The organism is Psychrobacter sp. PL15, assembly GCF_035984995.1.
Classification (GTDB): domain Bacteria; phylum Pseudomonadota; class Gammaproteobacteria; order Pseudomonadales; family Moraxellaceae; genus Psychrobacter.
Genome location: NZ_JAXCIB010000023.1, coordinates 1 through 14,605, shown reverse-complemented (window position 1 = coordinate 14,605; position 14,605 = coordinate 1). Strand labels below are relative to the sequence as shown.

The 14,605-nt window shown below is 35.2% G+C and carries 9 protein-coding genes; 5 read left to right on the top strand and 4 right to left on the bottom strand.

Annotated elements, in window-relative coordinates; all coding sequences use genetic code 11:
- Window positions 1-76: 76 nt before the first annotated feature.
- From RCH20_RS12085 to RCH20_RS12075, 3 genes are all read right to left on the bottom strand, one after another.
- Window positions 77-1,738, bottom strand: a complete 1,662-nt coding sequence (locus RCH20_RS12085; protein ID WP_327193780.1) for a hypothetical protein — start codon at window positions 1,736-1,738, stop codon at window positions 77-79.
- Window positions 1,739-1,856: 118 nt separating this feature from the next.
- Entirely contained in the window at window positions 1,857-3,032 is a 1,176-nt protein-coding gene (locus RCH20_RS12080; RefSeq protein ID WP_327193779.1) for an Arm DNA-binding domain-containing protein, read from the bottom strand.
- 2 nt (window positions 3,033-3,034) lie between these two features.
- The gene (locus RCH20_RS12075; protein ID WP_327193778.1) at window positions 3,035-3,250 is read right to left on the bottom strand and encodes a hypothetical protein; all 216 of its coding nucleotides are present in this window, start codon (window positions 3,248-3,250) and stop codon (window positions 3,035-3,037) included.
- Window positions 3,251-3,374: 124 nt separating this feature from the next.
- Between RCH20_RS12075 and RCH20_RS12070 the strand changes: the two genes are divergently transcribed.
- From RCH20_RS12070 to RCH20_RS12050, 5 genes are all read left to right on the top strand, one after another.
- On the top strand, window positions 3,375-3,602 hold the full coding sequence (locus RCH20_RS12070) for a helix-turn-helix domain-containing protein (RefSeq protein WP_327193777.1): 228 nt from the start codon (window positions 3,375-3,377) through the stop codon (window positions 3,600-3,602).
- A 221-nt stretch (window positions 3,603-3,823) separates the two neighbouring features.
- Window positions 3,824-4,102, top strand: a complete 279-nt coding sequence (locus RCH20_RS12065) for a hypothetical protein (RefSeq protein WP_327193776.1) — start codon at window positions 3,824-3,826, stop codon at window positions 4,100-4,102.
- A 31-nt stretch (window positions 4,103-4,133) separates the two neighbouring features.
- On the top strand, window positions 4,134-4,454 hold the full coding sequence (locus RCH20_RS12060; RefSeq protein ID WP_327193775.1) for a hypothetical protein: 321 nt from the start codon (window positions 4,134-4,136) through the stop codon (window positions 4,452-4,454).
- 1,236 nt (window positions 4,455-5,690) lie between these two features.
- The gene (locus RCH20_RS12055) at window positions 5,691-12,005 is read left to right on the top strand and encodes a hypothetical protein (protein WP_327193774.1); all 6,315 of its coding nucleotides are present in this window, start codon (window positions 5,691-5,693) and stop codon (window positions 12,003-12,005) included.
- On the top strand, window positions 11,917-12,621 hold the full coding sequence (locus RCH20_RS12050) for a hypothetical protein (RefSeq protein WP_327193773.1): 705 nt from the start codon (window positions 11,917-11,919) through the stop codon (window positions 12,619-12,621). The genes RCH20_RS12055 and RCH20_RS12050 overlap by 89 nt, the downstream gene beginning before the upstream one ends.
- A gap of 107 nt (window positions 12,622-12,728) precedes the next feature.
- Here the strand turns inward: RCH20_RS12050 and RCH20_RS12045 are convergent.
- Window positions 12,729-14,605 (bottom strand): hypothetical protein (locus RCH20_RS12045; protein ID WP_327193772.1); only part of this gene is annotated, 1,877 nt, incomplete at its 5' end.

Genomic DNA, 14,605 nt, shown 5'->3' with positions numbered 1-14,605 from the left:
AAGTTTCTACGCCAAGGATGGATGGAAAACGACTTATCTAAATTGTTTTATGATATTAATCCTTGTCATAACACTTTTATTTTGAATTGACTATAGCTAAAGCACTGCCCGTTTGTTTTTCCCAATACCCAGTTAATTTATCTTCTAGCAATGTAAAAAACTGACATGCATATCTACCACAAGAAAGATCCTCGTCAAGCATATTAGTTAAGTGTTCAATAAAATCATGCTGGCAACTATATAAATCGTATTGACTGACATTAAAATACGGAAGCGCGGATTGATGATTGATGGGCTGTTCCGTTAGCACGTCTATCAAAGCAGTATCACGTCCTTTCTGAGTTAAAAAGTGGGAAATATAGTTTTTAACCTTGTTTATCGTCAGCCTGGTTCTATGCTCTTTATTAATACTTTTAAGCTGATTACTTGCTTGCTGTATAACCTGTTCAAAAACTTTTGAACTTATATCGTTTGCAATGCAGTAATGCAACCTTCCTACAATTTCAGGAAAAAAAAGCGTCAGACTGTCTCTGTTATCAGCACACAGACTAGCATCCCAGCTCTCTTGAATGACGCTTCGGGTCGGTGTGAACTCTAAAGAATACTTATAAGACTGATAGCTTAATTTAAGGTTTTCAGAGATGAATATATTAGGCAGTCCTGACAATAAAAGCATTAGCAAATAGAGCGCTGCTTGATGATTGATATCAAACTCAATGTTTATATTATCTCGATCATATATATCATTTAACTTTTCTAACCTCAATTTTAGTAACGTAGGCATTAAGCTATTAACTAAGACCTTGATGTCATCTGGATGTGCATTGTTCACATCGGTCGTTTGACTCATAGTCCGTTGATGGCGACTATTTATTTGCTGCTCTGCTCGTACTCTATCCAAATAATAATTAGTAGGCTGTGTAATGGACACCTGCGCAAATGACTGCTCTTCATCATCTTGACGTTCTTCTACTTCAAAAGCGCTATTATCGTTAACCACTTCTGTAACTAAAACTAAATCACTAATCGTGTTCCCTGTGGTGTCATCTATAGATTCAGAACCATCAACAAGCTTCTCAGCCTGTTTGACGTTACGTGTAATACCAGATTCATTCTTAAAGCAGTTTTCAATCGGTAAAATAAACTCATAAATGTAGCTTGATAGTTTTTCATTTACATCATTTTGTTGCGTTGATTGAATTCTACCTTCTTCAAGTGTCTGCCATAATTGTTGTAATCCCTGAATTTGTAGAATATTTGGCAAAAAAGATACTAAAAAGCTTCTAACTTTGGTTGTCAGATAACGGCATTCGTTTAAGGTTGTCCTAATACGGCTCTCATAGTCTGTTAACTTAACCATTTTTAGGCAAAGTAGAAAGTAAACTGAGCGATATGTATTAATTTTAAGGCAAGAAGCACGGCTTGCTAGAAACGCAATAACATAACGTTCACTAACTTCTTGTAAAAATAATTTGTCTTGAATCCCATTATTATAAATAGGACTGTTTTTAGGATCTATTAAGTCTGAGTTGGAACGTTGTTTTTTAATCCACGCAGATAAATATTGACGCTCGTCTCTAAGCTCTATTTTGTAATGAGAAGGGGTGGTATCTAATAAGAAAGTAAGCTCAATAAGCAGGCTTTCGATCTCATGATTATTACCCAGTTCTAAAATATGTGAATTTAGCCATTTTTCAATATGATTGCTCTGTTTTAAGCGATTATCTTCATCAGCCATTATTCTGCCACCGTTACAAGCTATTTAAATAACTGTAGCTCCATTTATACAATCCATCCAGCGATAAAACTGAAAAAAGACATCTATTTGGATGTCTTTTTGTTAAATATAGGCTTTTTCATAGGTTTTGTAGTATACCTCGGTCTTTCAATAGCTTATCCAGCGCACTTCCGTCTTGACGAGTTAGGTTGGGCACATAGCGCGAATACACTGTGAATAGCATTCTTGTGTTGCTATGACCCATTTGTGCAGCAATCCACTCAGGCGACTCACCAGCAGCAAGCCAAAGCGTCGCGGCCGTATGTCTGCTTTGGTAAGGATTGCGTTTAACAAGCTCTAAATATCGTAATAAGGGATACCAAACTCGCCGAGTCACGTTGCGATGGTTTAAAGGAGTACCTGAGTTTGTACAGAAGACAAACTCACTTTTTGATTTTGTTAAGTTAGCTTGTTCGAGCAACGCATCATAAACCAGTTTATTCATCTGAATAATACGATTTGAACCTGCAGTCTTAGTTTCACCTATAACTCCATTAACAACTGCCTGATCAATGATAATTTGTCTACGCTCAAAATCTACATTTTTCCAAGGAAGACCGTCGATCTCACCTGTGCGCATGCCTGTAAAAAATCGCACGGTATAATAAAACCTATAATCCGCCCTTACGTTTTCAATAATGAGCATGACCTCCTCTAAAGTAAAAGGACTGACATTGCTTTTAGGCTCACTGAGTGGTTTTATATTTTTCCAAGGGCTTTCAAAACCGAAACGCTCAGCGGCTTCGGCAAGTACCATACGCAATGGAGTCATAATATGGTTAATTCGAGACGCTGATAAAGGTCGTCCGTTATTGCCATCTTTAACTAACTTGCCTCGAAAATTCATTATTTTGGCTTTGGTAATTGTATTTAACGGTATATTTCCAAAATTAGGATGTAAGTAAATTCTCAAAATATCTTCTACGTTACTTATTTGAGAATCACGCCATTCCGGCATTTTCTCCTCTAACCAAACTTTACTAAAGCTATCAAAGCTGGTACTTGAGTCCTTGTGACTATTCGTTGATTTAATCAGCTCTAGACTTTGAAACTTCTCAAGTTTTTTACTTTGCGGAAAATAGTTTTGATATCGGAAACTACCTAATTGAATATCGGCCTCCATTTTGCTGACGAAGTTTTCAAGACGCTTTCGATTAGGCTTAGTGTCTGCAAGTAAGGTCTGTTCTCGACAACGTTGACCTATATATCGGAAATCTACATACAGGTTGCCATTACGGCTATTAATACTTGCCATGATTATGCCCCCGCTGTAAATGGAATGCTGTCGTCATAGCCTGTCAGCATTAGCTCTTCTATCTTTTGCCATATGAAAAGAATTTTCCTACCTCCAAATGGTCTAATATAGTGAACGCCCTCAATGAATACCGCGTCTTTGAGTTGGTTGCGAATAGTACGGCTGTCATATTTAATACGTTGAGACAGCTCTGCGGTTGTTAAATAGGTGTAACTCATAGTAAAATCCTTACTAAAGATTAAAGTGTTATTGTTTAATACCGTTTTGACTTGCTATAGAACATAATTTACACTAATTTTAATCTTTTGCAAGCTATTTTTACTTACTATAGAACATTTTGATATGGAGGAGATTATGGTGAAGTGCAATTTATCTAAAATTATGGGTGAAAAAAGACTTAAAATTGCAGATGTTTCAAGGGATATTGAGGTGAACAGAGGCACTATTACACGTATGTATAACGAAGAAGCTACTCGAGTAGATTTAGATGTCGTTGAGAAATTGTGTATTTACTTACATATTGAGGTAGGTGAGCTGTATGAGATAGTTAAGGAAGAGAAGCAAAAATAGTTGTTTTCAAATTTTAATTCGGGTTGCCTAATATCGGTCTGATAATCATATGGTGTGAAGCTAAAGCCTATAGCATTTGGAATAAATATAACCTCTTGAAGAATAAAAAGACTTATAGAAGGTTATTTTTAATTGCAATAGCTTAAAATGTATGTATAATTTTAACTGTAGAAGGTCATTACGTTAAAAATTAAACCATATTAATCTATAGGAGATTATACATGACATTATTTATCAAACCACCGAACGCTTCAATCTGGTTGAGCGCTGAAGCTATATCGCTATCTACCAAGCTTATGCTGAGCCTACAGATACAACAAGGTTCTCAATTAGCAAAGATGCTAGGCGTTAATCCCATTTTCTATAATGATGAAGCGGTTAGGATATGGGTACAACGTGAGCTGAACGAAGGCTTGGCGTTAAATCGATGTACCCTGGGGAGTCTTGAAACTAAGTTTTTAGACATTATGAATCACTACAATGTGCCTTACTCATTGTAGTTCACGTCTATTATTTGGTTTGGAGATAGCTATGAGCTTAAAACTTATTTTTAGCCCGACATTAAATCAATCCGCCGTACAGATGTGTCAAGACTACTGGGCATATAAACACAATGGTCAATATATAGAGCATATAGAAGTACTCTGCCGGCAGTACGACGTCAGTTATCATGTTCTATTTGAAGTGTTAGCAGGATGTCAGGCTTATTTAGATGATGTGCACTGTGAGTACTGTGGACGGCCGTATCAACTTGATGTGCCAGCGGATATACCTTATATCAGAAAACAATCATCTTGGTTTTGCGAACCATGTATCAGCTTTTCTGGCGGTCAGCTTACAGTTGGTAGGTAATAATTTAATCATATTCAAAAGCCAGATAGTTCAACTATCTGGCTTTTTGTTTTTATATCGTTTATTAAAATAAGACTTAATAATATCAAAGATATTTACAGACTAAGCATAATACGAAGCACAGGGATTGCCTTTAGTTTAATTAATTAAATTAAGTATATGCTGTCGCACGTCTTGACCTTTATCATCTTTTTTAACCGCCATTAAAGATAAGCACTGACCGAGGCTATGACTTGCTCAAAGTTCGCCTACTATACGTTTTTCTGCTGAATCATCATTGGTTTCGTAAGGCTTGCCTTTATACTACACTACCAATATACGACCGTCTTGCAACTCAACGATAAAGTCAGGATAAAAATTGCTATGAGCTAGTGGTAAGCTAAATGAAGCCGCTCCGCGTCTAACTATATTTCTTACCCAATGCTTAACTTAAGTCAATGACTCAATGATCTGAGCACAATCAAACTCTTCACCTGAAGGTTTCATGTTTTCAATTTGGGGATAGTAGTGTTTTTCAAAATCATACTTACCTGAATGGTATGGTGATCGTATTGGATAATTATCTGCTTTAAACTCGTAACTAAAGTCATAAGTTGTGAGTATGTCAGCGTCGCTTGCAAATAATGTTTTCTGATATCCTTTATTCATAGCTTGTTGTCTATACGCAGATACTAGCTCCTGTATAGAACGAGCAATGGAATATTTATTACGTATGAGCGTGGTCAATGTAAGCGCTGGTATTTGAAATAATTGATTGACTACCTTGGTTAAGAAACTCGTCATTTCGCGCTGAGTGACATCACTTTGACGACATTTATGGTCTAGCCAGCCTACAAGTCAACGCTTGCTCCTTATTCAACCAATTCAATATATGCATATCGCCTCACTTCCTTCTTTATTTTCAGCTGTAAATGGCTGGCATGTTTAGTGCTTAATATTCTGAGTGGTAATTTATCATATAACAAGCTCGCTCTCACTAGATATTGAGCTAGCAGTACGATATCTTAGGCATTTGCTTTAGCAGAGCTACTTTAAGCTATTGTTGGATATTTTTCAGGATTAATTTGATTGCGATACGCATTGTCGTATCATTTAGTTTGCACCTATCAATTCTTGTAGACAGTTGATATATTCTATTTGGAAAAGGATTCTGCAAAACATGAGTCTATAAAGATTATGAATACATGAAATACTTCTGAACTTGTTTTAGCTAATATATTGGACGAACCATTTCCTATGAATCAGAATGCAACATCGATTAACTTTTCAAGAGCTGGTGATATATTTCATTATCGCTGGGCTGTCAAACGCTGCTTAAAGCTGTTAGATTTCGATACGGATTTAACTCATATTACGATTGAAGGTTCTGACGATTATAGTCAGGGTGGTGAAAATGTTGTTGATTTAGCCGAGTATAGGAAGTCAGCCAATGGTGAAAAGTCAGTAGAATACTTTCAGCTAAAACACTCTACTGTTAGAGCCGATGAAGATTTTAAGATATCTCAGCTTAAAGATACTATTGTTGGATTCTCTGAAAGGTTTATAGAAGCTAAAAATAATAATACTTACGCTAACTTTAAATTCACTGTAATCACCAATAGAAAAATATGTCCCAACTTTAAAAAAAATATTAGTAGTCTTGCCCATGGCATTCCAGCAGATAAAGCATTCGTCAACACTATAAAAAGATATACCAAGCTTAGTGAAACAGAATTGAAAGATTTTTGTTCACATCTTAACTTACATGATATCGAAGGCAATTTTAACGTACAAAAGCAAGATATTCATAAAGAGCTATCTAGAATTTGGATATCAAAGAACGTTACTGATATGGAGCGTTTGTTGGTAGCAACAGTTTGGGAGCGTATAGAGCCTAACAAGACTAATGTTATAAAAAAAGAAGACATTCTTGAAGCGTTTAATATTACTGATATTAATGACTTCTTTCCTGCTCCGCCAAAATTTGAAGCCCTTCCAAATAATTATGTTCCTCGCCAACAGCAAGATGCCATAATTAATAGTATTCAATCTACTACCACTCATACTATCATCACGGCATCAGGGGGTGTAGGCAAGTCAATTCTAAGCAGTAATTTAGTTAATATTTTACCTATGCCTAACATAGTGATTGCTTATGATTGCTTTGGCAACGGTGGTTATCGTAAAGCTAGCGAGAAACGGCATACTGTCAAAGATGCAATGACGCAAGTTATTAATGAATTAGCCAAAGCTGGGTATTGTCTACAAATTATTCCCACTAGAAATGAGCCTGATGAACATTGGATTCGTCAGTTTCTAGACAGGATAAATGAAGTTTGCAGTAACTTAACAGCCGATCATCCTCAAGCATTACTGGTCATCGTATTTGATGCTGTGGACAACGCTATGATGGCGGCAGATGAGTTCAATGAAAGTTGCTTTGCTAATCAGCTTTTAAAGGAAGATGTGCCAGATAACTGTCGGTTAATTTTTACCTGTAGGCCTGAAAGGCTGGAGCTACTTGATCCACCAAGCTCTATCGTACCACTAGAGCTATCACCCTTTACCATTGAAGAAACGCTAAAAAATCTTCATCAATATTATGCTGATGTAAATATAGCGCAAGCAGAAGAGTTTAATAGTTTGACGGGCGGTAACCCTCGAGTGCAAGCTAATGCATTAGCTTTGGACTATGAGTCCTTACATGATTTACTATTGTTGTTTAACTCAACAATCATAACTGTTGAGGATTTGATAGAAAAACAGTTAGCAAAAGCTGTTAATGAATTAAAAGATAACTTCCCACTAGTTTATCGACAGGACATCGATAGCATTTGTATAGGATTGGCAACCTTACCTCCCTTTATCCCTTTATCAGTATTAGCCACTATTGCAAGTGTTCCAGTAGATTTAGTAAAAAGCTTTGTAGCAGATTTAGGACGTCCTTTATGGCTGACAGACCACGCTGTTCAGTTTCGGGACGAACCTACTGAAAAATGGTTTCAGGATACCTTTACTGCAACCAATGATCAAATATCAAACTATATTGATGCTATCAAACAACTTGATACCATTAGCCCGTATATTGCTGAAGCACTGCCTATATTACTTCATAAGTCCGAAAAGTATAATGAATTAGTGGCACTGGCACTGTCTGATAAATATCTACCTGAAGGCAGTCCATATGATAAGAGCCTAATTAAGATTATACGCTTACAATATGCTTTTAAAGCTTCGTTAAAAGTTAATCGTATTCATGACGCTACTAAGCTCGCATTACTAGCAGGTGAAGAAATTGCTAGTAACGAGCGTCAAAACGAAGTATTCAAAAATAATATTGATTTAGTCACTCAAAACCTATCAGAAGGCAGAATAACGGAGCTAGCTCACAAAAAGGTCATAAGAGGAAAATGGCAAGGTTCTGAGTTAGTGTATTCGGCGTCATTACTCGCAAGCTTACCCGATTCAAAAGGACAGGCTACAGTTTATCTGCGTTCTGCTGAACACTTTTTGCACCGTTATTTTGAAAAAAGAGATGAAAACGCTGAAGAAAAAAACGGTTTCTTTAATGAAAAACTAGAAGATATTGATATTGTAGAGCTTGCTTCAGCACATTTTAATATTTTTGGAAGCAAGGATAGTGTAGATTTTATTGTGGGGTGGAAACCATCAGAGACGATTTATCGTATAGGTTTACGGTTTCTTAAAAGGTTGATTGATAGAGGTGATATTGCTACTGTAGCTCAAATGGCAGTTTATGGAAAAGATAACCCTAGCTTTGTGCTTGCAGCGACTGAAGTACTTATGCAAGTAGGTATAACACCACCACGGGAATGTCTGACACGGTGTCTTAATATCGTTATTAATCCTAAAACACGACTTGAAGCATCTAGCGAATATAGCTATCACAGAGCTTCTTATTCTAATCATACCTTCCTATCATTCTTTGAAGCTTGCCTTATTCAGAAGCTATTTGTAAAAAATATTCGAAGAGGATTAAATTACTATTATAAACTACCATATTTATATGCTCTTTCAGAAATAAGAACTCATGGGGACGAAGTAGAGAATTTCTTACGTTTTTTATCCTTACAAGCAAGTTTTCAAAATAGCTTTAAGATAGATCATGAAGCCTTTATCAAAAAATGCTTTCAAAGGGATAATAAAAAAGGCTATGAGTCAGAAAAGGAATTTAAAGATAGCTGTGCTCTAATCAATGAGTTTTTACCACTGTATACTTTAAGGGTAAAAACACTTGTTGGAGCAGATATTACTAGTGTAGGTTTTATAGGACAAACCACAGAGACTTTGATTAAGCAACATTCTGATCGCTATCAAGACTATGATCCTAAAGCTTGTTTAGCGACCAAGGTCAAATTCGATATTCTATTATTTAGTAAAGAACAATCAATAGTAGATATATTCATTAAACAAATGGAAATTGATTCAATTAAATGTAGTTTTAAAGACAATTTTTATTTTGTCAGAGCTAGTTGCCATCATCTTAAACTTAGTGAATTGATTGATATATTTGAGAATAAATTAGAGCAGATATTGCAAAAATTTGATCACGAAGAGTCGCCAGAATCTCATTCTGATAACTATCTAAATTTCTCTAGATCTATTTTAGCTATTGATCTAGAAAATGCTGCCGTCTATTTTGATATAGGATTAAAAAAAGCCACAAATTTTGGTAATGAAGTGGTCGACCGATGGGAAGCAATATCTGCTATAGCTCAGCGTAGCGTTGAAGACAAACTACATAACCCAAAGCTTGCCCATCGTTATATGCGTGTGGCAGAGCTAATTGGTGATTCCGATACAGGACAAAACTATTGGGATGAGAGACAAATATTTTCTACGTGTTTAAAGATATCGCCTTTAACAACGTTGGCAATAGCAAACAGATGGAAAGAGCGTGATGTTGGATGCCGTGGTATTCCAAATCTCGCTAACGACATGCTAGACATTGAAGAGATTAATCCACTTATCTTATGGGCATTCACAGCATTCAGTTTTGATATTAGTTTAGTAGATTTTTTCGATAAAATCGTCGCTATGGCACCTGATAGGCAGAGTCAGCAGACTATGCTTGATCAGGTAATTAGAGAGTTAAGAGTTAAGGGCCGTGTTGGTAGAGATTGGAATACCATCAAAGATATAGTGAGTCAGTACAACTTAAGCAATAATGAATTAAATCATTTAGAAAAATTAAGCGAAATTGATGAAAAAAATGATTCCAATATAATGCCTGTTGTTAATTTCGCTAAAAATCATGACAACAACGAAAAAACTCAGAACTGGCTAAAACGCTACGGTCATATAAATATTCTAACAAAAAATGGCTTTAGAGAAGCTTTTACTATTTTTAAAGATAATAGAAGGTCTAGACAGTATGATGATTATTTTTGGCAAGGCTGCTTTGAGCAGGTAAGTTCTAGAAAGTCATTAGTTTTTTTAGATATAGTTGTTAACTCAGAAGAATTGAGCTTTCATGGTATTAAAGACGCTTTTGAAGCAATCCCAGAACAATGGAAAACTCGCCCCGCTTTATTGAACCACTGGTCTGTCTTGATAAGTCACCTAGCTTCAAGATTCCCTAGTAGCTTCACTTTAAATAATAGATATGACCTAAAGTACTTAGATTGCTTTATTCTCAACGAGGCTTCTCAAGAAGCTATTCGTCTAGGAGCAACGAAGGGTTTGTCTGAAACTGGATTGGTTGAAGACGCAGGTTCACTTTTCCAATTTGCGCGTTATTATTCATCGCAACTAGCTGTTGCAGAAGCTAAAGACTTGGTAGATTTCAGTCTCAGTCGTTTTGAAAAGTATATCGATTCAGAATATGCAGACGGCGTATGGAAGGATGAGTTTTTAATACCTACCAGCATAGAGCATGCGATAGTTAGTTATATCTATGCAAACTTAGGGTCCCCTTTTGTAGAGGAGCGCTGGCGAGCTGTACATGCAGTAATACGATTATATCAATTGGAATGTTATGAGGAAATAGACTTACTGATGGACTGTTTATCTAACGATGTGTTAGATATTTTCATTCCACCAACCTATGACTTTTATGAATTACATGCAAAACTGTATCTGTTAGTTGCACTGACACGTTGCGTTCAAATTAACGTGGATCCGTTGCTTAAATATATGACAATTTTTACCTCTATAACGCTAGATAATAAGCAAGGTATTTTGATTCAATATTATGCTAAACACATATGCTTGCAGATAAATAAAAATTGTCCTGATAGTTTTGATGAATCAGCTTTAAATGCTATCAACCAGAAATGCGTGTCTCAATTACCTAAAGTTGACGAAAACGAATACACTTACAGCACAGATTCCCCATGGCATAAGGATGGAGAGTTTAACGCCACCTTACCTGAGTTCTATTTCGGGTATGATTTTGATAAATCTTGGCTTCCGCCCCTTGGCAGAGTATTCGGTATTTCAGCGAAACAAATAGAAGATATAGGAAGGGATATTTTATTTAATGAATGGAAGATGGTGATTGATGGCAAGTGGACAAATGACAGTAGAAAAAACCTTTGGAAAAAACTAAATAGCCATTCACGTCAGTATGATATGCATGGTAGAGATGGTAGTTATCCCGATATCGACAGTTATAGCTTTTATATCTCTTATCATTTAATGCTGGCTGTTGCTTCGAGATTAATTAAGACTATGCCAGTTGTTCAGGTCAGCTATCACGAAAAATCATCTTGGTTAGAGTGGTTAGATAGGCATTTATTACTAGATGATAATCTAAAGTTGTTATCAGAAAGCAGAGATTACATACCTATCGAGAGAAGAGACTGGGTGCTTGAAAATGCTAATAAAGAATGGCAATGGCAAATAAAAGAGAATGATTTTATTGATTTGCTGGTTAGCACTCAAGGTAATAGCACTTGGTTGAATGTAGAAGGTGAATGGGAAGAGGTTGAAAACAGTAGAATCGAACGTGTCTCATTTAAAAGTATATTAGTACCCAATCGTTTCAGTCAGTCCTTATTAAACACAACTATCAATCACGAGAACTATGTCCACGAATGCTTCCTCTATGACTTTTGCTCGATTGATAATGAACATGACGACAAAGTGTTTACAGCAGTAAAACTACTTGAGTTAGATGAGGAAAGGTACGGTGTTGGCTCTATGGATCCGTTTCTTGGTGGTGTCAGAAGGATACAGCCATTTAAACTACACTCTGCTATTACAGAAGTAATTAATTGTACTTATAACAATGATATGAAAAACTGGCAACTTGATGATAGGGTATGTTTACAAAGCAAATATTGGAGCGAAGATAAGCCAAGTCATAATGACGATTATATGAGGAATGGTAATCAGGCATTAGCGTCTCTAGATTTATTAACTCTCATATGTAAGCAAATGAATGTAGAAATTGCTATTCAATTGAATATCAAAAGAACATATAAAGACTCATATAATAGTCGGAGCAAGGACGATGACATTGGATATATCCCACCCTATAGCAAAACCTTCCTCTTATCTGCAGATGGAAAGCTTAGAGACGCAACAAAGCGTTATCAACTTAGGTAAGCAATTAATTGATAATTTTAAAGACGATGAAGTTGACGAAATAACAGCATGGATGTGTAACTATATTGCTGAAAAAATATTATTAGCTGAACAAACTGATAATGAGGGTACTAAGCAAGAGTGCTTTGATACTATACTTAAACTTTGGGAAAGACATTCTTCATTTCCTGATGGTAAACGCCCATTTGAAAATCTTGAGCCCATTTTAGAAACATTAAATTCGCTAAATCCTAATAATCAAAATAGTAGATACTTGTCTAACCCATTTGCCCAGTTCTCTTTAGCTGAAAATGATACCGATTCGAAAAACTGGCTTGAGATTTCGAAGGTTTTAGATAAAACTGCCCGCATTCTTATCTGTTTTTGTATAGACCAAGCTATTAAAGAAACTATAGATGAAAATACCAAGAATTGGCTGAATGAAATTAGCCAACTCTTGGAAGACCCCATTATCAGTTTTAGATTCCTTTATCCAGATGAAGATGAGTCTAAAGCGAACCAAGATAAAATAGAGTCCTTGAGAGGTAAGCTCGCAATTGTGGAAGAGTTCAAATTATTAAGTGAAAATATTGTGAGGGCTATTGAAGATGAGATATCAGACTTAGAAAATATCTGAACTATCTTATCCAAAACCTTTAATTTTAATTATTCAAAAGACTAGATGAATTATTGAATTAAGTAAACCAGAATCAGGAACTATATGTATTTTCTGATTCCTAAGAACTAATTAGAGCTACCTGAGTTTTCAAGTATTCTTAAAAATTTGATAAAGTCATTTGCGAAGTTATATCTTTTGTTGTCAATTTCAATCATTTTATTAAAAGAATCTATCTTTAGTTTTACATTTAGATTATCAACAACTAAGACTATAGCTTCATTACTTAAACCATTTAGATTTAAAAAGTAAAGTAGTTCAAAAAACTCTCTATCACAAGGTTGTAAATCATATAAAAAGTCTTTAATCCTTGGAGTAGAATTGTTCAAAATCTTAAAGTCTGAATTATCTCTATCTTGAGAGTCTAATCGTAAAAAACTAAGCAGCTTAATCGCACTGAAATAGAGCTCAGAAATTGTATCAGACTCGAAGGCTCTGAAAAGTAATTGATAGAATGAACTATAAATAGATTTCGAAAGCTCATTATTATCATTAGCCAGTAACATAGTAAGGTTTAAACCGATAATATTTAAGATACCTAATGCATATCTAGAATGGCTATGGTTATCAAAATCCCAGTTAGAATCCCTATATGTTTGATATTTAAGTATATCTAAAAATAAATCACTTGATAGTAGTAGGTTATTCCACAGCTCTACGGTTTTGGTTTCCTTGATAGTGATAAATAATAAGTATGATAGGAAGTAGTATTTATCGTTTTTAAAATCAAATTTATTGCCGTAATAAGCAAAGTCAGATGATTCCTGCCTAAATTTGAGTCCTTTTTCAGAGTACCAGTTATTTATATTAAAGTACCACTTAGAGAAAAAATCTTCAGATATTCTTAACAAACTAGAGTTTTTAACCAATTCTTCAGTATCAATATTTTTGGAAGCTCTAGATTCAATATGTAGACCAAGGAATGCATGAGCAAACCATTCTTCATAATTAAGTGGTTCAGACCATTTTACTAATTCATTACTAGACTCATTGTTAATGAAATCTGTAAACAACGTATTAAACTCTAAGATTAATCTTGAGTTCAAATAGTCTTGAACTTTGGGAAGCTGATCATCAGATCTTTCAAGTTTTTCTATAATTTCATTAGTGCGTAGCTCTTTAAACTTATAGAGTACCCATCTAAAAGTACCTGAACAACTGACGTTCCATAATACTTTAACAATATAATCAACTAACCCATCAAGTGTTTGCTTAATGGAATCAAGCTCTGATTGACTAGACTTCATATTTAAATTAAACGAATTGATGAACACACTTAGCTTAAAATCATAAAAATACATGAGTAGCGGTAATACTATTTTCGTTTCATTCCATGTACCATCTTTATGAAAAGCAGGTTGTGTATTCTCAACTAGATACCTCCAATCGCCAACACTAAGCTCATTATCAATAGCATGTAGTGCCATTTTACAAGAATACGGGTCTTTAAACTCCTGTATTACATCGATGAATAATTTTTTGTCTAAAGTAAAGAGGGTATAGAAGGCGGTTTTATTCCCTTCCCATGATAAGTTTTGAAAGTCTCTATCACTCCAAAGAGTATCTAAGCTCGGACTTTTTTGCCATTCTATAATCGAATTCAAATAATGCTTATTGATCTCGTTGATAGATGTATTTAGCGGAACCTTAGCTTGTTCAATATAGCTGTTAACGGTTTTCAACGAAGAGGTTTTTAGCTTTTCTATTAAACCTTCATATTTTTCTTCATTTTTATTAATCTTTTTAATATAATCTCTTAAAATCCATTTTAAATCTCTAGAGTAGTACTCAAATCTATCTATCGTAGTAAAAAAGTTATGAGATCCATTACATGATTTTATAATCTGGATGGGCCTTGTTGCGCAACTTAAGTTTAACCTAACACTTTCTATGGAATCAGCGATTAGACCGCAACCGTCACCGGCATACCAAGCATTGTCCATCG